Genomic DNA, 24,704 nt, shown 5'->3' with positions numbered 1-24,704 from the left:
GTTTCAGACGAACCCTTGTGGGGTTGAAGCAGGCTGGAGGAGTGATCATGCCGTCCGCAGCAGATTGTTTCAGACGAACCCTTGTGGGGTTGAAGCGATCGATGGCCGCGTCGAGACGGTCAGCGAGGAGGTTTCAGACGAACCCTTGTGGGGTTGAAGCTGCCCTGTCGAGCCGACGCCGGCCAGTACCTTGTGGGTTTCAGACGAACCCTTGTGGGGTTGAAGCCCACCGAAGGCGCGCTGGAACGTCTCCAGCGTCGGTTTCAGACGAACCCTTGTGGGGTTGAAGCTGTCGACGGTTGTGTCGGTTGCGGGCGCGAGCAGCGTGTTTCAGACGAACCCTTGTGGGGTTGAAGCAGCAGGACGAGTTTATCGCCGGCGCCCGCCGCGGCGTGATCCAGATAGAGTTTCAGACGAACCCTTGTGGGGTTGAATCAGGGCACCGTGACAGTCACGACCGGCACCGCCACCGGTTTCAGACGAACCCGCTGTTGTTGAAGTGAATAATGCAGACACAGCGGGGTGCGTCGGGTCAGTCCTGTAGTTCGTCGAACAGCGAGACGACGTGCCGTTCGATTTCGTCGCGAGCCGCTCGCACTGCGTCCAGATCTTGCCCATCGGGGTCGTCCAGCGCCCAGTCGCGGACATCGACGGACTCGCCCACCTCACCGACCTCAAGGGTCGAACAGCCCATCGTCGCGACGTAATCACAGGTGCGGAGTTCCGCCAGCGTGATTTCCTGTGGCGTTCGGGTCGAGAGGTCGAAGCCGGCTTCGGACATCACGTCGAGTACCTCATCGTGGACGTTGTCGGCTGGTCGCGTCCCACCGGTCACGATTTCGACGCGGTCGTCGAGACCGCGGCGCTGTCGCTCCTGCTCTGCGAACGCGGTGGACATCTGTGAGCGGCCGGCGTTCTGGACGCACACGAAGGCGATGCGAATCGGATCGGTCGAGTCGGTGTCGGTAATGGTCATCGTCGGTATCATACGGACTGCTGTACGTCATTTCCGCATCGACCGCCCCATCCGGGTGGTCGTCGCGGTACACAGTTACAGCAGTCCGTATCATACTGCCGGACGTAATTAATTGAACTGTAGAGCTGCTCAACCGACCTGTACTGGGGCAGAGAGGACATTTACTCAAACATGACTTTACGAACTTACGTCCGGCAGTATCAGTCGTCGGTCGAGTCGGGTGGGGCCGTCTCGATTCGGCCGGTGTCGAAGCCGCTCCAGTCGAACCGACGCTGGAAGTAGCGGGCGACGCTGACGAGCGCCAGGAGGACAGGCACCTCGATGAGCGGCCCGACGACGGTGGCGAACGCAACGCCGGAGCCGACACCGAACACCGCGACTGCGACGGCGATGGCGAGTTCGAAGTTGTTCGACGCTGCGGTGAAGCCGATGGCCGTGGTCGTCGAGTAGTCCGCCCCAATTCCCCGTCCCATACCGAAGCTTACGAAGAACATCACGACGAAGTATATCGTCAACGGTACCGCGATCAACACGACGTCGGTCGGCGAGGCGACAATGGCACCACCCTGCGTGGCGAACATCACGATGACGGTAAAGAGGAGCGCGATGAGCGTCAGTGGGTCGATTTTCGGGACGAACTCCTCGTCGTACCACGTCGCGCCGTTCGTGCGCGTGCCGATGTAGCGGGTGAAGAAGCCGGCCACGAAGGGAAGTCCGAGGAACACCACGATGGCCTGGACGACTTGCATCGGCGTGATATCAAAGGTCGTGATGCCGGCGACGAGTGTCTCCATTCCGAGTAGCGGGGGCAAAAACAGGGCAAAAAACCAGACGTACACCCCGTAGGTGACGATCTGAAAGAGGCTGTTGAACGCGACCAGTCCGGTCACGTACTCCGTCGAGCCCTCGGCGAGGTCGTTCCAGACGAGCACCATCGCGATACAGCGGGCCATGCCGATGAACACGAGGCCGAGGAAGAACTCGGGGCGGGCCGGCAGGCCGGGCACGAGCCCGCTGAAGAACACGACCGCGAGCGTGAACATCAGCGTCGGCCCGATGAGCCAGTTTTGCACGAGGCTGAGCCCCAGCACTCGCCAGTTGCTGAACACGGCGGGGAGGCGCGAGTAATCCGCCTTCGCGAGCGGCGGATACATCATCACCACGAGACCGACCTCCACGAGATGCAGGTTCCGTATCGGCTCGGTGACCGTGGGTGCAAAGAAACCGATTCCCACACCGAGCGCCATTGCGCCGACGATCCAGACGGTGAGATACTTATCGAGGAAATCCATCGAGCGTGGGTCGCCACAGCTCTCACAACCGCAGTCGGGGCCGTGGTCGTGGGCACTGCTCATTCGAGACATCCCTCAAGCATCGTCACGAGCGCGACAGCCCGGTTCGTCGCGCGATACGTCTTCCAGCGGCCGTCTTTCCGCCCGTCGACGAGGTCAGCCTCGACCAGCGTGGACATCGCATGGCTCAACCCACTCTCCGTAATGTCGGCGACCGCGTTGAGTTCGCACACACAAAGCTCCTCCTCGGCGGCGACGAGGACACGCAATAGCGTGTATCGCGTCTCGTTTGCGAGCGCGGACAAGACATCGAGTTCCTGTTCGAACTGCGCGGCAACCCCCGACCCCGACCGCAACTCCTCGAGTTCATCGAGCCGCTGTTGGACGTCCTCGCTGCGGCACTCCCCCAGCTCGTCTTCGAGATAGCGCGACAATCGCTGTGCCTGTTGCATCGTGTGTAGTTGAATGCTTCCTCAACTATATTTTTCGATTTGCGCTCTATCCCACCACTTTTCGAGGTACGGTAGATATACTGTTGAACAGATAGTAAAATAGAACGCGTGTCGATGACGCAGGAGGCGCCTTTGTTTGACGATACCAAGCCACTATCGTTTTATTTCCGTACACTCATACTCCCCGTGATGAGCACACGCCAGCCATCGGTGAGCGAAGACCTCCTGCGTCTCAGCGAGACGGGAGCCATCACAGTGCTTCACGTGGACGACGAACCGGAGTTTGCCGACCTGGTATCTATCTATCTCGAACGCGAGAACAGCGACCTGGAGGTCATCACCGAACAGAGCGCCGAGGCGGGACTTGAACGGCTCGGCGAGGCCGATATCGACTGTATCGTCAGTGATTACGACATGCCGAAGACGGACGGGCTGGAGTTTCTGGACGCCGTTCGTGACTCACACCCCGACCTCCCATTCATCCTCTTTACCGGCAAGGGCAGCGAAGAGATCGCAAGCGAGGCGATCTCGGCCGGCGTGACCGACTACCTCCAGAAAGCGAGCGGCACCGACCAGTACGTCGTTCTCGCGAACCGCATCACGAACGCGGTTCGTCAGCATCGGGCCGAACAGGAGATCGACCGCGGCTTCCAGGCGCTCGAGAGCGCCCGCGAAGGCATCAGCCTCCTCGACGAGGAGGGCAAATTCCTCTACGTGAACCGGGCGTATGCCGACACCTACGGCTACGACCGCGAGGAGCTAGTCGGCGAACACTGGGAGATGCTCTATCCCGACGACGGCGCGAGTCAGGTGTACGAAGAGGTGCTCCCGGCCGTCCCCGAGGAGGGACGATGGCAGGGTGAGCACGTCCACCTCAAGAAGGACGGCACCCGCGTGGTCGTCGACCACGCGCTCGCACGGGCCCAGAGCGGCACGCTGATCTGCCTGATCCAGGATCTGACAGATGAAAAGCAGGCACAGCGAACGCTCCAGTGGGAACGCACGCGCTTCGAGTTGTTCATCGACGCCGTCGAAGAGTACGCCATCTTCTCGCTCGACCCCGACGGCCACGTGACCAGCTGGAACAGGGGCGCAGCGCGTATCAAGGGCTACGAACAGGACGAGATTCTCGGCGAGCATTTCTCGACGTTCTATCCCGAGGCGAAAAACGAGGCGGGCTCCCCCGACCAGTTGCTGGCAGAAGCGCTCGAAGAGGGGTGGGTCAAGGACGAAGGCTGGCGCATCCGTGAGGACGGCACCCAGTTCTGGGCGAGCGTGGTCATCACGGCCGTTTTCGACGAGGACGACACCCATCGTGGCTTCGTGAAGATCACGAAAGACCTCACCGACCAACTCGGGGCCCAGGAGGTGCTGACGGAAGAACAGCAGGTCACCGTCCAGGCGCTCGACGTGCTCGAAGACGTGTTTTACGTGATCGGGCCGGAGGGCAGCATCGACCGCGTGAACGACCGGGCCGTGGAAGTGCTCGGATATTCGCGGGACGAATTCCGCTCGATGGACGCGGCCGAACTCTTCCCGGAAGACCAGCGCGCGGCCATCAAAGCCGACATCGAGGAAGCGCTTGCGACCGGCAGCGCCCATCTGGAAGCCGACCTGGTGAACGACGATGGCCGCACCATCCCGTACGAGTTCCGGAACCGACGGCTCACCGACGAGGACGGAAGCGTCATCGGCATGGTCGGAATCGGTCGCGATATCACCGAGCGGCGGCGCCGAGAACGGCAACTCCAACGGCAGTTAGCCCAGTTCGAGCATTTCGGAAGCGTCCTCTCACACGACCTGCGAACGCCGCTCAGCGTCATCAAGGGGCGTCTGGAGCTGGCCCGAGAGACGAACGAGCCCGACCATCTCGAACAGGCAGAGAAAGCGGTCGAGCGGCTCGACCAGCTCATCGACGACCTCGCGGCGGTGATGCATGAAGGAGAACTGGTGAGTGAGTTCTCGACGGTCGACATCGAGGACTGCGTCCGATCCGTCTGGGAGTCGCTTGCGACCGATAGAGCGACGCTTCGAATCGCGGAGACAGCAGCGATTCGCGCCGACGAAGACGCGCTCACCCGACTGTTCGAGAACCTCATCAAGAACGCGATCGAACACGGTGACGACGACGTCACGGTGACGGTCGGAACGCTCCGGGACGGCTTCTACGTCGAAAACGACGGCCCGGAGATACCAGAGGCGATCCGAGACGAAATCTTCGAGGTCGGCTACTCGACGAAACAGGAGGACGAAAGCACCGGCTACGGATTGGCAAGCGTTCGGCAGATCACGGTCGCCCACGGCTGGGAGATAACGGCGACCGAGGGGGCCGATGGCGGCGCCAGATTCGAAATAACCGACGTCGAAAAGGAGTAAGCGACGCGGCGTCTCAGCGCGACTACTCGAGGTCGAAGCGGTCGAGGTGCATCACTTTGCTCCAGGTATCGACGAAGTCACGGACGAATTTCTCTTCGCCGTCGGCGGCGCCGTACACTTCGGCGATGGCTCGGAGCCGGGAGTTCGATCCGAAGATGAGGTCGAAGCGGGTCGCCTCCCATTCGACCTCGCCCGTCTCGCGGTCGCGAATCTCGTAGATATCCTCGGAATCCGAGGACTGCTCCCACTCGTAGCCCATATCGAGCAGGTTCACGAAGAAGTCGTTGGTCAGCGTCCCCGGCTCGTCGGTGAACACGCCCAGGTCGGACTGCTGGTAGTTCGCGTTCAGCGCGCGCATCCCGCCGACAAGCACCGTCATCTCGTCGGCCGTCAGGTTCAGCAGTTCAGCCGTATCGACCAGCAACTCCTCGGCGCGGCGGTCGTGGCCGTCTCCGAGGTAGTTACGGAACCCGTCGGCGTTCGGCTTGAGCGCCTCGAAGGAGTCGACATCGGTCTGCTCCGGCGAGGCGTCGGCACGGCCCGGTTCGAACGGAACGGTGACGTCGTAGCCGGCATCCGCCGCGGCCTGCTCGACGGCTGCATTACCGCCCAGCACGATCAGGTCGGCAAGCGAGACCCGCACGTCGTCGGTTCGGGATTCGTTGAACTCCGCCTGAATCTCTTCGAGCGTTTCGAGCACCGTCTCCAGCTCTGACGGCTCGTTGACCTCCCAGCTCCGCTGCGGTTCGAAACGGATTCGAGCCCCGTTCGCACCACCGCGTTTGTCGCTGTCGCGGTACGTCGACGCCGACGCCCAGGCGGTTTTCGCCAGCTGGGAGACGGACAGTTCCGAGTCGAGAATCGTCTCCTTGAGCTCGGCAATCTCCTCGTCTCCGATGAGGTCGTGGTCGACATCGGGGAGCGGATCCTGCCAGAGCATCTCCTCGTCGGGAACCTCGGAGCCGAGGAATCGTGACGGCGGCCCCATGTCACGGTGCGTCAGCTTGTACCAGGCCTTCATGAAGGCCTGCATAAGCTCGTGTGGGTTCTCGTAGTATCGCTCCGCGATCTCCCGGTAGTCCGGGTCGACCTTCAGCGCGACATCCGTCGTGAGCATCATCGGGGTCTCTTTGTCGTCCGGGTCGTGGGCGGCCGGTGCGGACTCGACGGCCGACTCCTCTTTCGGCGTCCACTGCCATGCCCCGCCGGGGCCTTTGTGCGGCTCCCACTCGTACTCGAAGAGGTTCTTGAGATAGCCCATGTCCCACTGGGTCGGCGCGGACGTCCAGGGCCCCTCGATACCGCTCGTAATCGTGTCGTCGCCCTTGCCGGAGCCGTGCTCGTTCTCCCAGCCGAGGCCCTGCTGTTCGATGGAGGCCGCCTCGGGTTCGGGGCCGAGGTTATCGGGCGAGTCGGCGCCGTGAACCTTCCCGAACGTGTGGCCGCCGGCGATGAGCGCGACCGTCTCCTCGTCGTTCATCGCCATGCGGTCGAACGTCTGCCGGATATTCTTCGCCGACGTTTCCGGGTCGGGCTGGCCGTCGGGGCCTTCGGGGTTGACGTAGATGAGCCCCATCACGGAGGCGCCGAGGCCCTCCTCGATTCCGCCGGGCTCGTCGAAGCGCTCGTTCGTTTCCATCTCGCTTTCGGGGCCCCACCAGACGGATTCGTCGGGCTCGAAGGCGTCCTCACGCCCGCCGGCGAAGCCGAACGTCTCGAAGCCCATCGACTCCAGGGCGACGTTGCCAGCCAGAATCATCAGGTCAGCCCACGAGAGACTCCGGCCGTACTGCTGTTTGACCGGCCAGAGCAGTCGCCGCGCCTTATCGAGATTCGCGTTGTCGGGCCAGCTGTTGATGGGCGCGAGGCGCTGTCGGCCGCCAGCCGCGCCGCCACGGCCGTCAGCCGTGCGGTACGTGCCGGCGCTGTGCCACGCCATCCGGATGAAAAGCGGCCCGTAATGACCGTAGTCAGCCGGCCACCACTCCTGGGACGTCGTCATCACCTCCTCGATGTCCTCCTTCACAGCCTCGAGGTCGAGGCTCTGGAACGCCTCGGCGTAATCGAACTCCTCGTCCATCGGGTCAGCTCCCCGAGCGTTCTGGTCGAGAATATCAAGGTTGAGTTGGTTCGGCCACCACTCCTGGTTGGACCTGCTCATGGTTGGGTAATTGCTGCTATGGGATGTTAAGATTGTCTCATTGAGTAGAACTCTTGGCTGCAACCCAAGCAGTCTGCGGAGTTCCTGAACTTTTGTTAGCGCCGGCCTCATACGGATTGTTGTACCAAAGTACTGGCGAGCGGCCGGGACGGCTCGGCGTTCGCCGGGAAACGACTACAACAATCCGTATCAGCCTGTGATTCAGTCACAGGGAGGCCGAAACGGCCCATCGGCCGAACCGGAGCAGAAGACGAACAGCTCCGCGAACGAGCGGCAGAAGCTCATGACCAGAATGCTGAGGCTGGCGAAGCGGAGCAGAAGCATGATGTCCACGCCGACGCAGCGGGGGCGATGGTGGACGCCCGCCGGTCGCTCTCGAAGGCCGAGCGTGAGGCGGCCGCGCCGGCCCTGATTCAGAACAGGGGTTGTCGCTACCCGCCGACCTCGATGACGAGCGTCAGGTTTGCTTCGCTTCTTGGCCCGACGACGCGCACGTCGAAGCCGACCGCGAGCAGTACCGCCTCACCAGCACGTTCCTGCATGACGACGCCGCCATCCGTCTCACAGGCGCCGAACCGTCTGCCATCGCCGCGCTCGCAGTTGCCGGATCGCCAGGCGGCTGCGGCGGTGTCGTTGTAGCTGACCTCGTAGGCGACCCCCTCCTCGAGACGGGTCGTCTCGAGCGTCTCGATATCGTTCCCGATTGCGTCCCGAACCGCCGCTGCCATCTCCGACCGCTGGCTCCAGTCGTACTCACCTGCCGTCGCTGCGGCCGCGTCGTGGGTCGAGCGGTCGAGGAACGATTCCGCCTCCACCCCGCTCGGGGCAGGGGCACCGGCGACGTCCGGATGGAAGCCCAACTGCAGATACGCGAACAGTATCGGAACAAGCGCGATGGCGATGACGGCGGCCGCGACGAGGACGAGTTGGCCGCGTTCTACACGTGCCATATCCATACTATCACCTCCCCACCTGCAGTCGGCACCGTCGCGTGGCCGGTCGGCGCGTTCTTGGGTCGCCGGTAGCCGACAGCCCCGTGCGGCGTCTCGATGCGATACATCAGGTTGTCGTCGAGCAGTCGGTCGACGCGGGCGTCGAGGGCGGCCCGCTCGCGCTCGAAGGCCGCCGGCGACCGTGTCACCTCCGCCAGTCGCGTCTCTCCCGCGTGTCGCGGCGGCTCGTTCGCGAGCACGGTCGCCGTGTCCTCGGCGTACGCATCGAGCTGTGCGGCCTCGGTCGGTGGTGCCGAAACGCCGAGTGCGAACCCCATCGTAACCGCCAGGACGAACACTACGCCGACGCCGGCTTCGATGACCGAGAGTGAAAGCTGGCCTCTATGCATCGACGGTGACCTCCAAGAGCGCCTTGGTTCGCTGCCGTGGGTAGTACGTCACAGTCACGTCACCGTCGTCGACGTCACCCTCGAACTGGAGCGTCGTCGTCTCGTACCGCGAGAGCGCGACATCGTGTTTCCCCTCGATGCCAGCCGGGTCGTGGAGCACGACGCGGTCGTTCGCCCGCACGGTTCGAACGTTGGCTCCGGCCACGATGCCGAGCGTTACGCGCGGGCTCCGACGCGGCAGCGTCACCGAGCCGAAATCGAGCGACGGGGAGATGGTGACTCGCTGGCGGTCGGCGACGAGCACGAGGCGGCGCACCGTTCGGCCGTCGGTCGGATTCCCCCGTGAATACACCACCTCCCCGTCGACAGTGACCTCGACGTCGGCGTCCGGCGGCACCATGGAATCGATCTGCTCGCCGTCCAGTCTACTGCCGTTCAACACGTTCGACCGGTCGCTCACCGGGCTGTCGGCTGCGACGAGTCGGTCGGCGACGGTTTCGGCTGTCGTTCGTGCGGTCGCGTCGCGTTCTGCAGACGTGAACGCTCCGTCCGCGACCGTCAGCGACAGCCCTGCAACGGTCGTGACGACGAGCAAGGCGATCGCAAGCGCCGGTAGGTTCGCCTGCCCTCTCATTCGAGGCGCACCTCCAGTCCGCTCTCGGTGGTTGTGACGCGAACGGTTGCCGGGTCGTCGCTCGTCCAGGCCCCGGAGACATTGCCGACGCGTTCCGGGAGCGTGAGTGGCACCCTCGCCTCGATCGCGGGGTTCGGATGCCGGAGTACGAGCCGCTCTGTCGACGCCTGAATCCGGTAGGCCGAACCGGCGATTGTCGCGGGGATATCGACCTCGACTCGCACGTCCGCGGTCGTAACGTTCGGCGGCAGCGCGGCTTCGATATCGCCTGCCGCGCTCGCGACGGTTCGTTCCGCGACCTCGTTGCCCGCTGCCGTCCGATACTCCGTGACCGCACCGCCGTACAATGCGGTCGTTATCAGCCCGAGATACAGCACGACGAGCGTCGCCTCCATCGCCTTTCCGACGACCGGGCTCATCGCGCGGTCAGCCACCGGCGTCCACCTCGGCTCTGAGGTCGTGAACGACGAGGTAGCCGGTTCTGTCGCCCTCGAACGTCGCGACGACGGTCGGTGGGTTGCCGCCTCTCCGCTCGACGTCCGCACCGTGCTCCGTGAGCCACCGTTCCCAGGCCGCCGGGACGGCGGTTTCGATAGCGACGGTGAACGTCGCGTCCCCGAGTCGTCTCCGGTCGTGGCCGACGTCCGTCTCGACGCTCGCGGTGACGCCGCCACTCCCCGAAACCCCACCGACATCGTCACCGAGGCGCGCGATACCGATGACGAGGACGTCCTCATCGACGGTAATCGGTGGTGGCGATGCCATCCATGCGGCCTCACCGCGACCACGGATGATGGCGCCCGACTGGAAGGCGACCCGACGGTCACCGGACTCGAAGACGAGGGCATCGACCGCGATTCGCTCGACGACAGTGCCGTCTCGCCGTAGCTCTATCGTGCGGTCACTCGCCTGTATCGACCCTTCACTGAACGTTACCTGGCCGCGCTGTGGCCCGGTCGCTGCGACCGGTTCGAGTGCGGAATCGAAGTCGGTGGCGACGCGCTCCGCGTCGGCCTCGGCAGCGGTCGAATCGACGATGACGCCGACCGCGGCAGTGAGCGTTCCCATCGAGATGACCGCGATGCCGAGGAGCAATGCGACCCCGACGACGTTTGACTGTCCCCGATTCATATCATTCCAGCCCCCGCGAAGACGACGTAACAGACGACGACGAGCGCTGCCGAGTGCAGGAGCGCCTCGTATCGCCCCCGGGAGGCCGTCCCAGCGAACCAGCCGCAGGCGAGCATCGTCGACTGCGTGACGAGGTAGAAGCGCCAGCTGTCACGTTCGAGGTCGACGGCGTCTGGGTCGATTGCGACACCGGTCGTCTGTGAGACGGTCGAGAGCTGGGCGAACCCCTCGAGGACGTACACGTTGACCGCGACGACGATGCCGACGACGAGCAGCGCGGTCGTCCACCCGACGGCGACGTAGATGAGCAGTTCCGACCGGAGCTTCTTTCGAGTGTGGTACAGCGCGCCCACCTCCGTCTGGAGCGTTTCGAACGTCGTTTCGGCGTCGCTACCGACGTCCATCGCGCCCGTGACGAGGCCGACCGTCTGGTCTGCAAGCGGCGTGCCGACGCGCTCGACGAACCGGTTGAGTGCCTCCCCGCGAGCATCGCCGTCGTCCCCGCCCGTCGTCAGCCCGAGCGTGAACGCCAGGTCGTCGACATCGCGCTGAAGCGGGCCGAAATCCACCTCCCGCGCGACCGTCTCGACGGCCTCGCCGAACGGTTTGCCGAGACTCACGTGCCCGGCGACCGCGTGGACGAAATCGCGTATCTCTCGGTCTTTCGCGTCGTCGCGACGGGCACGCCGCAGTGCGACGAGGCCGACGGGGAATCCGTAGGCCGCATATCCCAGCAGGAACGCATTGAGGGGCTGTTCCCCGAGCGTCCACAGCCCCGCAGTGCCGACGAACGCGATGGGAAGAAAGACCACGGCAGCGCTGGCCGGGTTCGTGAGCGCTGTCGTGAGCGTTGCCGTTCCACCCGGCCGCTCGTAGGTCGGTGCGTGGTTCGGTGGTCGGAGCTGTGTGACGAGGAATGCGGTACAGAACCCGACCAATAGCACGAAGGCGGCGCTACCGTAGACCAGAAGGGCACGAACCGTCGGCTGTCCGGGGAGCGTCGTCGGCCGTGAAAGCCCCGGTGCGAGAACGCTCATCACTGTGACGATGATGATGAGCAGCGCGGGCAACACGAGCAGGACGATGAACAGTTCCGCGAGGAGTTCGAGAAAATCACCCGCCCGTTCACGCGAGCGCGACTGCTGATGGGAGAGCATCCGTGACTCCATCTGGAGATACCCTTGAAGCGCGTCCGACCCCTGGCTCGCGTGTTCGCGGAATTTCAACAGGAACGGCGCGAGCAGTTCCCGTGACGGCGTTTCGCGGGCGACGCTCCGGAGGGCAGTGTCGAGGCTTCCGGTCAGGGCGGCCTTCTCCAAGACGCGTTCGAACGCCGCGCTTGTCTCGCCATAGGCGCCCTGTCGCGCCACTTTTCGAAGCATCGCATGGCGGTCGTCGCTCCCATCCGCGAGCGCGCGCAGGTATCGAACCGCTCCGGGGAGCGTCCGTTTGATCGCGGCTCGACGGGCGTCGGCGCGCCATCGCAGATAGACGCCGCCGGCTCGTACGACCCCTCGCTTCGTGAGCGCGCCGACGAGACACGCGACGCCGACCGCGGCGTAGGGTCGCGGGACGGATGGAGTCGGGACGTGACTCACGCCGGGTGTGACGGCGTAGGCCGTTCGGCCGAGTGCGTCGACCGTCTCGGGCGGAAGCGTGAGAACGACGACGACGGCGAGCCAGCCGACACAGAGTGCGCCGGCCCACGAGAGGCCGTACAGTCGTGCGAGGAACGTGTCGAACCCGATATCGAGCGCCGCACCGCGGTATCGACTCCGGTCGCGGCTGTGACGCGCCCGGTCGGCGTGCCGGGAGAACAGCGCGTACAGCCCGCGGTCGAGCGCGGTCGTGACCTCAATCATCGGTGGCTTCGGCGCGCTGTCGTTGAATGCGCTCGACGGTTGCGGCCTCGTTCGCTCGGAGATCGGCGAGGAACTCGAACAGCGAGTCGATGTCGGTCAGCCCCTCACGAACCAGATACTCGACGTAGCCGTGCTTCCGATGGAACGCTTCCTCTATTTCATCAACGGGCTGGTCGGTTCGGGCTGCGAGCCGGTCGAACACGCGGGTGTCGCGGCTCGTTGTCGGGTCGCCGAGCTCCGGATGGTCGTAGGCGAACTCCCAGCTGCCATCCGGCGTCCGACGGAGTAGCTCGCTGTAATAGATCTTCTCGTCGCCCTTCTGTATGGTTTGGACGGTATCGAGGGCTCGGGCCTCCTGCTCCGAGAGGAGCTCGACGACCGTTCCGACGTAGCGGTCGCCATCGACGTGCCGCGGGAACACCACGAGGTCGATTTCCTGTAAGAGATACGCCGGCAGCCCCTTCTCGATGACGCGGTTCACGAGCTTCTCGATGTCCTCGGCGTGGGTGGTTCCGAGCGCCCCATGACCGGTCTGGAGAACCTCGCCGAAGGTGTCGAAGGATTCGGCCGTGTTGATCTCCGCGATGACCTCCGTATCTGGGTTGAGGTAGTTCACTTCGGTCATCAGATCGGCCATCGAGACGTCCTTGTAGTCATCCTGGTGTTCGCGGGTCGTCAGTGAGACGCCCGTCTCGTGTGGCAAGAGCACCTCCCGAGAGCCTTCGTCGATACTCACCGGGCGGTCTTCGTAGGCGACGAACGGCATGTGAGCGTTCATCAACGTCGTCTTCCCGACCCCGGTCGGGCCGGAGAAGAGGACGACGCCGTGGTTCTCGTACAGCATCCACAGCAGCGTGACGAGCTCCGTCGGCAGCGACCCAGCCTCCACGAGGTCGACCGGCGTCAATACATCCGGCGCCTGCTTGCGAATCGAGATGTGGGGGCCGTCCTCGCTGATGGTCGGCAGTGCGACCGCACACCGGATGGTCTGGTCGACCCCTTGCGGGTCGAGGTTCACTTTCGCCGACGGGCGGCTCGCTGAGAGTTCGACGCCGTCCTCGGCAGCCAGTTGCGTGACGACGTTGACGAACGCCGACTCGGCGTCGAATCGCAGGTTCGTCGGCTCCCGGCTGCCGTCACGGGGAACGACCTTGATGCGCTCGCCGACGCGGTTCGCCTCCACGTCTTCGAGCCGGCGGTCACGAATCGGGATGGTGAGCTGTCCGTAGCCGACGAGGTCACGGAGCACGTAGTAGAGCAGGTCGTCGAGGCGGTCGTCGGCGAAGCGGCGGTCGACCGGCGGTACCGCGAGGTCGTACTCGGCGAGTGCCGTCCGGAGCCGGTGTTCCGCGGCGTCCAGCCAGGCGCGGGTGTTGCGGGCGGTGAGCCGCCGGGACAGGAATTTCACGGCGCGCTCCCGGACGACGGCGGCGCGGTCGTCGAACGCCGCCTCGCCGTCGAGGCCGCCGACGCCGACCTCCCAGATGCGTTCCTTGCACTCCTCGATAAGCTGGTCGTCGCCCGGCAGGCGGTCGGGTTCGAGGACGGCGTACTGCTGCTCGAAGGGGTCGGCGCCGAGCAGCCGCTCTCGGTACCGAACCACGAGCACCTCATAGCCCGCAAAGGAGACCGTGTAGCGTTCGAGGCGCTCGGCGCTGAACCGCTCGACGTGCGTCGGGTCATCGGCGTTGGTGCGAGCGGGCGCGTAGTCGGTGAGGTGCACGCGGAGATCGCCGTCGGCGTAGTCAGCTACCTCGACGTTGTCGTCGAGTGCGTGCGGCGTCAGCTCGCCGAGGCATTTCAGCTCCGCGAGCGCGTGATACTCGACGCGGCGACGCTCGGCCGGCGAGCAATCGACGAGCCGGTCGATAGCGGCCTCGTACTTCGAGTCGAACCCTTCGTGGATGCGTTCCCTGGCCCCCTCACGCGTCCGGGGACGGCTCAGCTCGGCCGTTGAGAAATGCTCGCGAACCGATTCCAGGTCGGCCGCCGCACCAGCCGACAACGACGGCTCACGAACCTCGTAGACGAACGCCTCCTCGTCACTCCGGACGGTCGCGACGACGCCCGACGCGAGTTCGTACTGGTCGTGAACGTTCGGTGCGTACCACGCCCCGGCGCTGTCGGGTGGTTCCGGCGCTGGAATGTCGTACCCTTCGGCTTCCATTATGCATGTATCTGGCCATTGTATCGTTCTTAAACGTTCGTAAATTTCCGCGGAACGTATGCCGGGCCCGGAATGTCGTCCGTGACGCAGCGCTGTGGGCGGTCGCTCCGCGAGCGGCTGTTCGCTCCGACATCACCGAATCGTGTTCGACTCCAGGTCACGCGGGAAGTACGTGAGCCACTCGATGCCGTCGTCGGTGATGGCGATGGTATCGGAGTGTCGATACCCTTCGTCTTCGGTGTAGAGTCCCGGTTCGATGGTGTAGACGTGGCCGGGCTCCATCACGGCGTCGTCGGCGTCGTAGTTGGTGTCGTCGCGCTCGCAGTGGGCGGCCCAGCCGCGGTCGATGTACGGCGGTTCGTGAGCGCCGAGCCCGATGTTGTGGCCGACGTGGTGTTGGGCGAGGTCGGCGACGCCCTGCTCTTCGAAGAAGTCGGCCACTTCGCTGTCGACGGAGCTCAACTCGACGCCGGGGCCGAGTGCCTCGATGGCGATGGTCTGGGCTTCGAGCATCAACTCGAAGTAGTACTCCTGTTCGTCGCTCGAGTCGCCGACGAACATCGTCCGTTCGAGTTCGGAGACGTAGCCGTCGACGTTGGCCGTCGCGCCGGTGATGATGACGTCGCCGACCTCGAGCCGCTGATTCGGCGTGTGGCCGTGCGGGAGGCTGGTCTCCTCGGCGCTGATGTAGCCGGCGTGGACGGGGCCGTCGCCGCGAACCCGCTCGACGTAGCGGTCGCCGAGCGTGTCCAACATCGCGCGTGAGGCTTCCATCGAGGCGCGCTGGCTCACCGTCGTCGGGTGGGCGCCGGGGGCGGTATACTCTGCGAGATAGCGATGCCCGAGATTCGCCCAGCGGGCGGACTCCCGAATCAGGTCGACCTCGGCATCGGATTTCGCCCACCGCATCCGGCCGACCCAATCCTGGGTGTCGATGTCGATGTCGGCGGCGTCGGCCTCGCTCAGGGCGGGGCCCTGATACCCCATGACGCCGGGGGCGCCGTCGCTGTCGGCCAGCACCGAGTCGACACCGAGGGAATCGAGCATCTCGGCGGCCGTCTCGATGGGCTCGCCGCCGGGGTAATCGAAGTAGTGGTCGACGCGGTCGATGTGTGCGACCGGCTCGGCGCGCTCGACTTCGAGCCGCGGCACCGTGATGCCGACGGTATCCTCGGTGACTGCGAGGACGACCGGCCGCTCCGTCTGGATGTGGTCGAAGCCCGTGAGATACTCGATGGACGTGGCACCGAACCAGACGCCTGCATCGGCGTCCGATTCGGCGATACGTTCCCGAATCGCCGCGAGCCGCTCGTCGAACTCCGAGCGGGGCAGTTCCGTGAACATGGCTGTACGCGACTCTGTGGCCATTCTGGCCAAAAGGATTCCTTCGAGGGGAGGTTCGGTCAGGCGTCGGTCGCCGTCTCTGCATCCCGGAACTCGAATCGTGCCCCGCCGGATTCGGCGGCTGTCACGTTGACACGCCAACCGTGGGCCTCCGTGATCGTGTCGGCAATGGAGAGGCCGAAGCCAGTTCCGTTGCCGCCCGAGTAACCGGACTCGAAGATGGGCTCGCACTCGGATTCGGGGATGCCGACGCCGTTGTCCTCGACGTAGAAGCCGTCGGAGAGACCGCCCACCGTAACCCTCGTGGCGGTTTCGCCGTGGTCGTGGACGTTCCGAAAGAGGTTCTCGAGCAGTTGCCGGAGCCGTTCGGGGTCGGCGTCGACCGTCGGCGGCTCGTCGAAGGCCAACTCGAGGTCGCCCGTCTCGGCGGTTTCCCAGGCGCGTTCGGCGACCGACCGCAGCCCGACTGGAATCGGGTCGGCGGAGAGTTCACCCTGCTGGGCCAGCGTCAACAGCCCGTTTATGAGCTCCTCCATGCGGTCGTGGGCGCGGTCGATGGCCACGAAATGCTCCGCTTCGCCGGTCATTTCCGCGAGGTCGAGCCGGCCACGCGCGACGCTCAGGGGGTTCCGGAGGTCGTGTGAGACGACGCTTGCGAACTGGTCGAGGCGCTCGTTCTGGCGTTCCAGTTCCCGCTCGTACTGCTTTTGCTCCGTGATATCCGTATAGATGGCGTAGCCACGGGTGGTGTCATCGCCACCGTCGTGTGGCGCGGCATGGAGGATGAAGTCTCGGAGCCCGTCGGCGGTCTGTCGCCGCACTTCGTTGTGGAACCCTTCACCAGCCGCGATTCGTTCGTTGTACTGGCCGATGTTCGATCGGGCTTCCTCCGGGACGATGCATTCGTCGAGGTTCTTGCCGACCACGTCCTCGTTCGTGTAGCCGAACACCGCCTCGAAAGCGGGGTTGACCTGCTGGATGATCGGGCGTTTGTCAACCATTTTGATCTCGACGGTCGGGTCGGGAATGTTCTCAAACAGCGCCGCGAGATTGTCTCGCTCCTGTCGGAGTGCCGCTTCCTTCTGGGCGCGGTCGATGGCCGCCTCCGCGTTGGCCGCAAGCACCGTCGCCAACCGGATGTCGCCCTCGTCGAAGGCGTCTCGCTCGGTCGCACCGATGATGAAGATGCCGTAGTCCCCGAGTGGGAAGTACGCGGCCGATTTCGCCGCGCCGCGGTCGACAGTGTCCTCGACCGTCGCGACATCCGGTTCGACGCGGGGTTCGCCTGCCTGGAACGCCTGGCCGGCCGCCGGCCCCTCGATGGGGTACGGCGGTCGGTCGCCCATCTTCTCGATTGTCTCTTCGGTGACGGCGACGAGTTCCAGCGTGTCGCCCTCCTTGAACCGCACCGCGGCAATCGGGAGGCCGAGGATATCCTCCGCGGCTTCCGTCGTTAGTTCCGCGATACGCTCGGGGTCGCTTTCGGCCATCAACTTCCGTGTCGCATCGTGCAGCCGGCGCAGTCGCGTGTCGTAGCGTTCGTCGGCGCGACGCAGGACGCCGACGGTGCCTTTGAACTCGCCATCGTCGATAAGGGGTGCGACGTGATTCTCCATGTCCAACAGCTCGCCATCGCCCGTCTCGATGGTAATGTCGTAGGTGGCGGTCGTCTCCCCGGTTCCATCGAGCAGGTCGCGAATGACGGCCTCGCCTCGCTGGACGTCGCTGGAATCGAGTATTGCCGAGACGTGTTCACCGATGAGTTCCTCTGCGTCGTAGCCAAGGAGTTCCTCGGCGCGGTCGTTGAACCCCGTGAAGTTGCCCTCGTCGTCGATGGTGTAGATGGGGTCGCCCATCGCATCCACCAGACGGTCATACTCGGTGAGCGCGCGCTTGCGGCGCTTCCGGCCGGTGACATCGGTGATGAACCCCTCCAGTGCGACCGGCTCCGCATCGTCCTCGTTCTCGAAGATGCCCTGTCCTTTCTCGCGGAGCCAGCGGGTGTCGCCGTCCGCGTCGGTGATCTGGTAGGTCACCTCGAAGGGGCGCCGTTCATCGAGGGCTTCCTGTATCGTCTCCCAGATGGTCTCATTGCTGGGTTCCTCGATGAGTTCCGACCACGCCCGGTCACCGCCGAGGAATTCTTGGGCTTCGTAGCCCGTCAGCTCCTCGACGTTGCCACCCATGTACTCCATCGGCCAGTCGGGTTCGTTGCGGCAGCGATACACGATGCCCGGGAGGTTCGACACGAGCGTCGAGAGCATGCGCTCGCTCTCTTCGAGGGCCGCCTCGGTGCGGCGCTCGGAGACGGCGCGCTCGATGCGGTTCGACAAAAGCGTGAACTGGTCGGTCGTGGTGTCCTTCTGGAGGTAGTCGGTGACCCCGGCGCTGATAGCTTCGCTCGCGATTTCCTCGCTCCCCTTGCCGGTGAACAGGATGAATGGCAGGTCGGAGTGGGATTCACGGACGTCTTCGAGCAACTCGAGGCCGTTCCGATGTGGCATATCGTAATCCGAGACGACGCAGTCGATGTCGTCGGATTCGAGCATGTCGAGGGCCGCTTCGGCGCTGTCGGCCGTGACGACGTCGTACCCTTCGGCTTCGAGATGCCGCATCGAAAGCTCCTGGAACGCGTCATCGTCGTCGACGTGTAATACCTGTGTCCGCGGTGGCACTGTTCGTGCTAGGGCCACCTCGGGTCATAAGGGTACTGGCACCCACGGAAAACGATTCTCGAGCGTCTCGACGATATTTGTCGCCTGTATGACGCGAACGAGCGGTAGCCCCATTAGCAACAGTGTCGCCCACAGCCCCGGCTGCAGGTAGCCAGCGTGAGCGGCGATGAACGCACCGCCCGGAACCCGGCCCGGTAGCACGTTCACGAGCGCGTAGAGGCCGTAGGCGTGGACGGCCGCAAGCCACAGGCCGATGACGGGAACGAGGGGTCGGCCACCGTCGTTCCGGGAGAGTTCGCTGGCGATGAGGACGACGACGACCGGCAGAAAAATCGCGAGGTCTTGGGTGTAGGCCCGCGGTGCGATGAATGGGATGGCGGCGACGCCGAGTGCGAACACTTCGCTGTCGAGGCCCTCGTCGGTCGTCAACAGCGCGAGCACGGAGATGAGGGCCGCGAGTGCGAACCGAACCACAAGGCTCGCGGTCGCGCCGATGACGTACAGCGGCCGATAGTAGGCGACGCCCCACAGCCGCGGGTCGCGGGACTCACCCCAGCCTTTCCCCCACGCGAGCACGTCGAGATACGCACGGTGAGAATCGACGCCGAACACCGCGACCGAGACGACGAGCAGCGTGAGACCCATCCCGACGGCGCCTGCGAAGCGCCGGCGGTTCTGTAACAGGTGTGCGCCCGCGGGAGCGAAGATGAGCTTCATCGTCCCGGGAACCGCCGTGAGCGCGCCGCTTGCGTACTGGGCGGCCGGGCCGCCAGTGCCGTTCTCGGCGTGCCGCATCGCGGCGAGGGCGACGGCCAGCAGGCCGGCGAGGAAGACCGATACCTGTCCTAATCGCATCGACAGGATGACCGGCTGGAAGCCGAGGATGGCCCACAGCAGCAGGCCGCGTTCGTACCACGCCAGCCGAACTCGGTAGGTGGCGACGAGCGCCTGCAGGCCGACCCAAAGCAGCGCGACCGAGACGGCGTTCCAGACGATGGCGGCCTGCCGGAACGCCATGTCCGACAGCGGGACGAAAAGCAGCACGAACACGGGCGGGTAGAGATAGCTCCCGTGGTAGCCGCCGTCCTCGTTCGGGACGTACAGCGCTTCACCGGCTTCCCAGTGGGCGACCGCGGTTCGGTACACGCCGAAATCGTAGAAGCCGAACTCGCCGGCGATGCCGAGCGAGTTGAGCCACCAGTGGATCGCCGGGTACGAAAGCAAGAACCCGAGGGCAGCGAGCGATCCAGCGACGAACCGTGGTCGCCGCTGGCGGAGGGCCAGCAACGCGTGGAGGGCGGACATAGCTAGGCGTGTTTCGACGACTCATAAAACGCTTTGTGGTACGCTGGATGGTCTCGCCGCTCGGCTATCTGGATAGCCACGGCCGAGCTGCCGGCGTTCGACGCGTCAGAACGAATCAGGCCGGATACTCGATATCGTAGCGGGCGATCTCCTCGGAACCGCAGTTCGTACAGCAGTCACACTCGGGTTCGAGCGTCGTTCCGCAGTTCCGACACTCGTAGAGGTCGTGGGTCGTGCCGAGCAGCTGCCGTACGTGTCTCATCAATGCCATGGGTGTGTCTCTGGAAGGTTCGCTGCCGCTCCGCAGTGGCGCCGCGTCCTCCCCTCGCGGGCCTGTCTCTACCGTTCGAATGGCGTCCATATAATTAGTTCCGACGTTTCAAACGCACGACTACGCCCAGTTATACACGTTGGTGTGTACCCGAGCGCGCCTGCGGCCCCCGCGCGACCGGGCGTGAACCCGAAGGTTCCTGTGGGCGCTGGCCCCATCGTTCGACAATGAGCGACGACCGACGCACGACCGTCGAGACGCTCCCTGGCGACCCTGCCGAGTGGCTGGCGACGCTGCGCGACGTGCTCCGGTACGTCGAAGCGGACTCGCCGGACACGGAGTCGCTGACAGCGTGGTGGCGCGACCGGACAGCCGCGGACGGGACTCCCGAAGAACTGATGGCGTTTCTCGACGCCATCGACGTCCTCGACCACGCCGACGGCCCCTGGACAGTCGGCCGTGCCGGACGTGAGTTCCTGGATTCCCACGACGAGCGCGTCCTCTATTCGGCGCTCACCGACACGGTCGCCGGCTTCGAACCGCTGCTCGAATCGCTGGCGGTTCGACCGCTAACCGACGTGGAGTTCATGGATCTGCTGAACCGCGCGTTCGATGCGGAACTGGAATCGCCAGAGGCCGTTCACCCTCACCGCGAGTGGCTGCAGGCGCTCGGCTACGTCACCCACGACGACGGCATCAACGAACTGACTCGGGCGGGCCGGCGGCTGGTGAAAACCGACGACGAACTGACGCCGCCCGGCGCCGATACCACGGAAGCGCAAGCGATGGGTGGGCAGAGCGCCTCCGAGCCAGCAAGCGGGGAAACATCCTCGTCAGACACGCCGTCCGACGCCGCCACCGGATCTGTGGAACCGACGGACGACGACTACGCGGAATCCCTCCGCGAGCGCTACGACGACACCTGCATGGTCTGTGGTGACCGACGCCGGCGGACGCCGGATGAGGGGTATTCGCTCGTCCATCATCCGATGCCGCTCGCGGAGCCACACGACGGGCCAGCAGAGCCGTCCAACGCCGTCGTCGTCTGCCCGAACCACCGCGCTGATTTCGAACACGGCCTCCTGACTGTCGACCCACAGACGCTCGCCATCACGCACGCGTACGAGCCAGCAGTGGACGGCCACACGCTCGCGACGACCGCCGACCACGATGTCGGCGCCCAGTATCTCGCCTACCACAACAACGTCATCGCCGACTTCTAGACGACCGCCAGCCAGTCGAAGACCTGCTGTCGCAATCGCGCCTCGGCCCCCTCGGAGAAGCGATGCCCCTCGTCCGTATATTTCTGCAGGAGGACGTCCGTCCCGAGGTTCGCCGCTGCATCGAGGCTGTCGGTCACGGACACCGAATCGTCGTCGGTGCCGTGAACCAACGCGACGGGCACGTCAAGCGCCGCCTCGACCTCGGTGAATGGGTGGTCGTCGAACTCCTCGAAGAACCGCGCGTCGATGGCGTGGTCGGCATCGAGCTGGAGCGTGCCCGCCTCCCTTACGAGCCCGCGGTAGGGCTCAAATGCGCGGTTGTAGGTAACCGGCGCCCGTCCGACGACAGCCTCGATTCGGGGGTCGTCTTTCGCGGTGTGCAGTGCGACCTTGGCGCCGAAACTGGAGCCGAACAGGACGCACTCGTCCGGGTCGAAGTATTCGAGAACAGCCCGCAGATCTCGCATGCGAGAGCCAAGCGTCTGGTCGATGAACGCGCCGTCGGAGTCGCCGCTCCCGCGGAAGTCGAACCGGACGGCGTCGTACCCCTCTGCGACGGCTCGCTTACAACGGCTCTCGTAACTGCCCGTCTTGTCGCTGCGGAAGCCGTGACAGAAGACGAGCCAGCGGCGCTCCGCATCGGTATCGGAGTCCGGAGTGTGGTGGACAGCCGCGATGGATTCGTCGCTGTCATCCCCGACCGGAACGGTGTGAGTGTCGGCCATTGGCTCGCGTGTCGCCACCCGTGCGTGTAGGCTTATTGACCACGAAGCAGTCTGTCTTACTATCGTGTGCCGGTGTAGGGCGGAACGTTGGCTCGAAGGGGCCGGGAGACGGGCTCTCGGCTCACACTGTTCGCGCCGGATTCAGAGAACTCCGTTCCACGATTTGAACAGGTGGGAGACGGTTGCGCTCACTCCGTTCGCGCGCTGCGACTCCCATGTTCAAATCGGCTCGGTTGGACGTTTTCGATTCTGACGGTTCGCTTCGCTCACGGTCAGAATCAGAGAAGTCCGCCCTCCCCGATTTGAACGGGGGGCAAGTCGATCTACAGTCGACTGCTCTACCAGTCTGAGCTAAGGGCGGGCGCGCATCTATTAGGAGATGACTCCGGGACTTAACGGTTTTGACCTCCGGCGGCGGTGTGGCCGTGGCACACGCCGTCGGTCGTCTGACGGACACCTGTCAGACATGGCGGGAAGATTGAAATACTGTCACACACAACGGTCTGACGAGTAATGAGCAAGATAACGTTCCGGGCGGACGATGACCTCATTCGCCAACTCGAGGAGTTCGACGCCTCGAAAAGCGAGGTCATGCGTGAGGCGCTCCGGGAATACCTCGACGAGGACGGCCAATCCTCCGTAAACGGTGCCAAGAGCGCCGTAAACGCGGAGACGGGCGCCGCCTCGGCCGAGGATTCGCTCGACGACCTCATCGCCGAGCGCGTGGACGCCGTCCTCGCCGACCGGCTGGAGGGGACGTTTGCGCCGCGTGAGCCCCAGGACGTGAACGTAAACATCTCGCTTGATGGCGATTCTACGGCTGTGTCACACGAGGCCGACGAGGAGCGTAAGACAACCGCGCGCGAGCCGGAGACGGGGGGCGACGACGCACACGAATCGTGTAAACAATGCGGCGAAGACCTGCCGCAGTCTGCCGTTTACTGCTCGAACTGCGGCGAGAAAACGTCACACAGAGTGTTCTGTGAATGCGGCGATGAGATCCGATCGGACTGGGGATTCTGCCCGAGCTGCGGTCGTCGCACCCCCGCAGCGGACGTTCTCGGTGATTCGTAAACGCCGAAAACAGCGCCGATAGGCTCGTAAACGGGCTTCTTACGGTTCTGTCTTACACCCTTCCAAAAGTTTAAGTATTCTCCTTCTGTGGATACGTCTGCGTAAGACGGTGCGTCTTACACCTGGGCGGCCAACGTACATACACGGTCGCTGCGGCGCGGTTTCCCGGTGTAAACGCGAAACGATTCGCGTGTGCAACGCCGTCTTACCACAGACAAAGGGGAAGATCAAAAATGGAGCGTGTGACACTACGGATTCCGAAGCAGCAGATCGAAGAGGTCGAACGCATGGTCGATACGGGAGAGTACCCGAATCGGAGCGAGGCGATTCGCTCAGCCGTGCGCGAGATGTTGAATGAACAAGACGGCGAAACACGGGACAGCAACCGCCCGTGGGCCAAGGTGTAGACGATGCAGGATATCGTCAACTCCGCGCTCGAAAACGCGGAGAAAGAGTCGCGTGAGATGGACGCCGACGCCGGTGACGGGAGCGGTTTCGGCGACCCCCGCATCGTCATCGTCGGCGCCGGCGGTGCCGGTAACAACACTGTCAACCGACTGTACAACATCGGCGTCGATGGCGCCGAAACGATCGCCATCAACACCGACAAGCAGCACCTGCAGATGATCGAGGCCGACACCAAAATCCTCGTGGGTAAATCGCTCACGCAGGGGCTCGGTGCCGGTGGCGACCCCTCGATGGGCGAACGCGCCACGGAGATGGCGCAGGGTACCATCAAGGAGGTTCTCGGTGAGGCAGACCTCGTGTTCGTGACGGCGGGCATGGGTGGCGGCACCGGTACCGGTGCGGCTCCGGTCGTCTCGAAGATCGCCAAAGAGCAAGGCGCCATCGTCGTCGGCATGGTCTCGACGCCGTTCAACGTCGAGCGTGCCCGGACGGTGAAAGCCGAGGAAGGCCTGGAGAAACTCCGCAACGAAGCGGACTCCATCATCGTCCTCGACAACAACCGCCTGCTCGATTACGTCCCGAACCTGCCGATCGGCAAGGCGTTCTCGGTGATGGATCAGATCATCGCCGAGACGGTGAAGGGCATCTCCGAGACCATCACGCAGCCGTCCCTCATCAACCTCGACTACGCCGACATGACGTCGATCATGAATCAGGGCGGCGTCGCGGTGATGCTCGTCGGCGAGACCCAGGACAAGAACAAGACCAAAGAGGTGGTCAGCGACGCGATGAACCATCCGCTTTTGGATGTCGACTACCGGGGCGCGTCCGGCGGGCTGGTGCACATCACTGGCGGCCCAGACCTCACGCTGAAAGAGGCCGAGGGCATCGCCCAGAACATCACGGAACGGCTCGAAGCCTCCGCGAACGTCATCTGGGGCGCTCGCATCCAGGACGAGTACAAGGGCAAGGTGCGCGTCATGGCCATCATGACGGGTGTCCAGTCGGCCCAAATCCTCGGCCCGACGACGCAGAAGCAGGCCGATGCCTCCCGTGAGGCCATCGAGGGCGTCGACGACGAGGACGACTTCGCCTCGACGCCGCCCGAGCAGACGGGCACCAGCCGCTCCAGCAGCTTCAGTCGCGGCGAGACTGACGGCGGCCGGTCGGCGGAAGAGAAGAACAACGGGCTTGACGTGATCCGATAAGTCAAAATCCCGAGTGGTTATTTTTGTGGCGCTGCTGTGCGATTAGCGGCTGCTTTTGTCAATCTATCTAATCTGATA

At 64.4% G+C, this 24,704-nt stretch carries 21 protein-coding genes, 1 tRNA gene and 1 CRISPR repeat array; of the genes, 5 read left to right on the top strand and 17 right to left on the bottom strand.

Annotated features, from left to right (window positions below; all coding sequences use genetic code 11):
• Positions 1 to 436: a CRISPR direct-repeat array (repeat unit 30 nt; unit sequence GTTTCAGACGAACCCTTGTGGGGTTGAAGC).
• 96 nt (positions 437 to 532) lie between these two features.
• The 3 genes from ACI8UR_RS02210 to ACI8UR_RS02200 form a co-directional block, all read right to left on the bottom strand.
• Entirely contained in the window at positions 533 to 988 is a 456-nt protein-coding gene (locus ACI8UR_RS02210) for a low molecular weight phosphatase family protein (protein WP_415087508.1), read from the bottom strand.
• Between the two features lie 188 nt (positions 989 to 1,176).
• Positions 1,177 to 2,331, bottom strand: a complete 1,155-nt coding sequence (arsB, locus tag ACI8UR_RS02205; RefSeq protein ID WP_415087507.1) for an ACR3 family arsenite efflux transporter — start codon at positions 2,329 to 2,331, stop codon at positions 1,177 to 1,179.
• Positions 2,328 to 2,720, bottom strand: a complete 393-nt coding sequence (locus ACI8UR_RS02200; protein WP_415087506.1) for an ArsR/SmtB family transcription factor — start codon at positions 2,718 to 2,720, stop codon at positions 2,328 to 2,330. The genes arsB and ACI8UR_RS02200 overlap by 4 nt, the downstream gene beginning before the upstream one ends.
• A 189-nt stretch (positions 2,721 to 2,909) precedes the next feature.
• Between ACI8UR_RS02200 and ACI8UR_RS02195 the strand changes: the two genes are divergently transcribed.
• Positions 2,910 to 5,096 (top strand): PAS domain S-box protein, encoded by a 2,187-nt coding sequence (locus ACI8UR_RS02195; RefSeq protein ID WP_415087505.1) that lies wholly within the window; start codon positions 2,910 to 2,912, stop codon positions 5,094 to 5,096.
• Between the two features lie 22 nt (positions 5,097 to 5,118).
• Here the strand turns inward: ACI8UR_RS02195 and katG are convergent, their stop codons facing one another.
• The 12 genes from katG to ACI8UR_RS02135 all read right to left on the bottom strand — a co-directional run bounded on the left by katG (position 5,119) and on the right by ACI8UR_RS02135 (position 19,979).
• Positions 5,119 to 7,257, bottom strand: a complete 2,139-nt coding sequence (gene katG, locus ACI8UR_RS02190) for a catalase/peroxidase HPI (protein ID WP_411715928.1) — start codon at positions 7,255 to 7,257, stop codon at positions 5,119 to 5,121.
• Between the two features lie 431 nt (positions 7,258 to 7,688).
• Positions 7,689 to 8,207 carry a hypothetical protein gene (locus ACI8UR_RS02185; RefSeq protein WP_411715927.1) on the bottom strand — a complete coding sequence of 173 codons (519 nt, stop codon included), beginning with the start codon at positions 8,205 to 8,207 and terminating at the stop codon, positions 7,689 to 7,691.
• Positions 8,195 to 8,599: a hypothetical protein gene (locus ACI8UR_RS02180; protein WP_411715926.1), complete on the bottom strand. Its 405-nt coding sequence runs from the start codon at positions 8,597 to 8,599 to the stop codon at positions 8,195 to 8,197. Before ACI8UR_RS02180 ends, ACI8UR_RS02185 begins: the two co-directional genes overlap by 13 nt.
• The gene (locus ACI8UR_RS02175; protein ID WP_411715925.1) at positions 8,592 to 9,233 is read right to left on the bottom strand and encodes a hypothetical protein; all 642 of its coding nucleotides are present in this window, start codon (positions 9,231 to 9,233) and stop codon (positions 8,592 to 8,594) included. Before ACI8UR_RS02175 ends, ACI8UR_RS02180 begins: the two co-directional genes overlap by 8 nt.
• Positions 9,230 to 9,667 carry a hypothetical protein gene (locus ACI8UR_RS02170; protein ID WP_411715924.1) on the bottom strand — a complete coding sequence of 146 codons (438 nt, stop codon included), beginning with the start codon at positions 9,665 to 9,667 and terminating at the stop codon, positions 9,230 to 9,232. Before ACI8UR_RS02170 ends, ACI8UR_RS02175 begins: the two co-directional genes overlap by 4 nt.
• On the bottom strand, positions 9,660 to 10,364 hold the full coding sequence (locus ACI8UR_RS02165; RefSeq protein ID WP_411715923.1) for a type IV pilin: 705 nt from the start codon (positions 10,362 to 10,364) through the stop codon (positions 9,660 to 9,662). The genes ACI8UR_RS02170 and ACI8UR_RS02165 overlap by 8 nt, the downstream gene beginning before the upstream one ends.
• Positions 10,361 to 12,226 carry a type II secretion system F family protein gene (locus ACI8UR_RS02160; RefSeq protein WP_415087504.1) on the bottom strand — a complete coding sequence of 622 codons (1,866 nt, stop codon included), beginning with the start codon at positions 12,224 to 12,226 and terminating at the stop codon, positions 10,361 to 10,363. Before ACI8UR_RS02160 ends, ACI8UR_RS02165 begins: the two co-directional genes overlap by 4 nt.
• On the bottom strand, positions 12,219 to 14,393 hold the full coding sequence (locus ACI8UR_RS02155) for a type II/IV secretion system ATPase subunit (protein ID WP_411714230.1): 2,175 nt from the start codon (positions 14,391 to 14,393) through the stop codon (positions 12,219 to 12,221). Before ACI8UR_RS02155 ends, ACI8UR_RS02160 begins: the two co-directional genes overlap by 8 nt.
• A 132-nt stretch (positions 14,394 to 14,525) precedes the next feature.
• Positions 14,526 to 15,737, bottom strand: coding sequence for a M24 family metallopeptidase (locus ACI8UR_RS02150; protein WP_411714231.1), 1,212 nt, complete (start codon positions 15,735 to 15,737; stop codon positions 14,526 to 14,528).
• A gap of 59 nt (positions 15,738 to 15,796) precedes the next feature.
• Positions 15,797 to 18,412, bottom strand: coding sequence for a PAS domain S-box protein (locus ACI8UR_RS02145; RefSeq protein ID WP_415087503.1), 2,616 nt, complete (start codon positions 18,410 to 18,412; stop codon positions 15,797 to 15,799).
• 24 nt (positions 18,413 to 18,436) lie between these two features.
• Positions 18,437 to 19,717 (bottom strand): glycosyltransferase family 87 protein, encoded by a 1,281-nt coding sequence (locus tag ACI8UR_RS02140; protein ID WP_411714233.1) that lies wholly within the window; start codon positions 19,715 to 19,717, stop codon positions 18,437 to 18,439.
• 115 nt (positions 19,718 to 19,832) lie between these two features.
• Positions 19,833 to 19,979 (bottom strand): hypothetical protein, encoded by a 147-nt coding sequence (locus ACI8UR_RS02135; RefSeq protein WP_411714234.1) that lies wholly within the window; start codon positions 19,977 to 19,979, stop codon positions 19,833 to 19,835.
• 236 nt (positions 19,980 to 20,215) lie between these two features.
• Here ACI8UR_RS02135 and ACI8UR_RS02130 point away from each other — a divergent pair, with 236 nt between their 5' ends.
• Positions 20,216 to 21,211 carry a hypothetical protein gene (locus ACI8UR_RS02130; protein ID WP_411714235.1) on the top strand — a complete coding sequence of 332 codons (996 nt, stop codon included), beginning with the start codon at positions 20,216 to 20,218 and terminating at the stop codon, positions 21,209 to 21,211.
• On the opposite strand, the gene ACI8UR_RS02125 is transcribed toward ACI8UR_RS02130, so the two are convergent.
• Together ACI8UR_RS02125 and ACI8UR_RS02120 are read right to left on the bottom strand one after the other, a co-directional pair.
• Complete coding sequence (locus ACI8UR_RS02125; protein ID WP_411714236.1) at positions 21,208 to 21,936, bottom strand: alpha/beta hydrolase family protein; 729 nt, start codon at positions 21,934 to 21,936, stop codon at positions 21,208 to 21,210. The two genes, ACI8UR_RS02130 and ACI8UR_RS02125, sit on opposite strands and share 4 nt — an antisense overlap.
• 287 nt (positions 21,937 to 22,223) lie before the next feature.
• Positions 22,224 to 22,297 (bottom strand) — tRNA-Tyr (locus tag ACI8UR_RS02120).
• Between the two features lie 152 nt (positions 22,298 to 22,449).
• Here ACI8UR_RS02120 and ACI8UR_RS02115 point away from each other — a divergent pair.
• The 3 genes from ACI8UR_RS02115 to ftsZ all read left to right on the top strand — a co-directional run bounded on the left by ACI8UR_RS02115 (position 22,450) and on the right by ftsZ (position 24,626).
• Entirely contained in the window at positions 22,450 to 23,010 is a 561-nt protein-coding gene (locus ACI8UR_RS02115; RefSeq protein WP_411714237.1) for a double zinc ribbon domain-containing protein, read from the top strand.
• Positions 23,011 to 23,243: 233 nt separating this feature from the next.
• The gene (locus ACI8UR_RS02110) at positions 23,244 to 23,417 is read left to right on the top strand and encodes a ribbon-helix-helix domain-containing protein (RefSeq protein ID WP_411714238.1); all 174 of its coding nucleotides are present in this window, start codon (positions 23,244 to 23,246) and stop codon (positions 23,415 to 23,417) included.
• 3 nt (positions 23,418 to 23,420) lie between these two features.
• On the top strand, positions 23,421 to 24,626 hold the full coding sequence (gene ftsZ, locus ACI8UR_RS02105; RefSeq protein WP_411714239.1) for a cell division protein FtsZ: 1,206 nt from the start codon (positions 23,421 to 23,423) through the stop codon (positions 24,624 to 24,626).
• Positions 24,627 to 24,704: the final 78 nt, after the last annotated feature.

It is taken from the genome of Natronomonas sp. (genome assembly GCF_047616845.1).
In the GTDB taxonomy this organism is placed as follows: Archaea; Halobacteriota; Halobacteria; order Halobacteriales; family Haloarculaceae; genus Natronomonas.
Note: the sequence above shows the minus strand (reverse complement) of the source record. Positions and strands in the feature narration are given on the sequence as shown.

Coding starts and splice junctions, on each gene's coding strand:
- ACI8UR_RS02210 (WP_415087508.1), bottom strand. CDS start 988: ATGATACCGACGATGACCATTACCGACACCGACTCGACCGATCCGATT.
- arsB (WP_415087507.1), bottom strand. CDS start 2,331: ATGAGCAGTGCCCACGACCACGGCCCCGACTGCGGTTGTGAGAGCTGT.
- ACI8UR_RS02200 (WP_415087506.1), bottom strand. CDS start 2,720: ATGCAACAGGCACAGCGATTGTCGCGCTATCTCGAAGACGAGCTGGGG.
- ACI8UR_RS02195 (WP_415087505.1), top strand. CDS start 2,910: ATGAGCACACGCCAGCCATCGGTGAGCGAAGACCTCCTGCGTCTCAGC.
- katG (WP_411715928.1), bottom strand. CDS start 7,257: ATGAGCAGGTCCAACCAGGAGTGGTGGCCGAACCAACTCAACCTTGAT.
- ACI8UR_RS02185 (WP_411715927.1), bottom strand. CDS start 8,207: ATGGCACGTGTAGAACGCGGCCAACTCGTCCTCGTCGCGGCCGCCGTC.
- ACI8UR_RS02180 (WP_411715926.1), bottom strand. CDS start 8,599: ATGCATAGAGGCCAGCTTTCACTCTCGGTCATCGAAGCCGGCGTCGGC.
- ACI8UR_RS02175 (WP_411715925.1), bottom strand. CDS start 9,233: ATGAGAGGGCAGGCGAACCTACCGGCGCTTGCGATCGCCTTGCTCGTC.
- ACI8UR_RS02165 (WP_411715923.1), bottom strand. CDS start 10,364: ATGAATCGGGGACAGTCAAACGTCGTCGGGGTCGCATTGCTCCTCGGC.
- ACI8UR_RS02160 (WP_415087504.1), bottom strand. CDS start 12,226: ATGATTGAGGTCACGACCGCGCTCGACCGCGGGCTGTACGCGCTGTTC.
- ACI8UR_RS02155 (WP_411714230.1), bottom strand. CDS start 14,393: ATGGAAGCCGAAGGGTACGACATTCCAGCGCCGGAACCACCCGACAGC.
- ACI8UR_RS02150 (WP_411714231.1), bottom strand. CDS start 15,737: ATGTTCACGGAACTGCCCCGCTCGGAGTTCGACGAGCGGCTCGCGGCG.
- ACI8UR_RS02140 (WP_411714233.1), bottom strand. CDS start 19,717: ATGTCCGCCCTCCACGCGTTGCTGGCCCTCCGCCAGCGGCGACCACGG.
- ACI8UR_RS02135 (WP_411714234.1), bottom strand. CDS start 19,979: ATGAGACACGTACGGCAGCTGCTCGGCACGACCCACGACCTCTACGAG.
- ACI8UR_RS02130 (WP_411714235.1), top strand. CDS start 20,216: ATGAGCGACGACCGACGCACGACCGTCGAGACGCTCCCTGGCGACCCT.
- ACI8UR_RS02125 (WP_411714236.1), bottom strand. CDS start 21,936: ATGGCCGACACTCACACCGTTCCGGTCGGGGATGACAGCGACGAATCC.
- ACI8UR_RS02115 (WP_411714237.1), top strand. CDS start 22,450: ATGAGCAAGATAACGTTCCGGGCGGACGATGACCTCATTCGCCAACTC.
- ACI8UR_RS02110 (WP_411714238.1), top strand. CDS start 23,244: ATGGAGCGTGTGACACTACGGATTCCGAAGCAGCAGATCGAAGAGGTC.
- ftsZ (WP_411714239.1), top strand. CDS start 23,421: ATGCAGGATATCGTCAACTCCGCGCTCGAAAACGCGGAGAAAGAGTCG.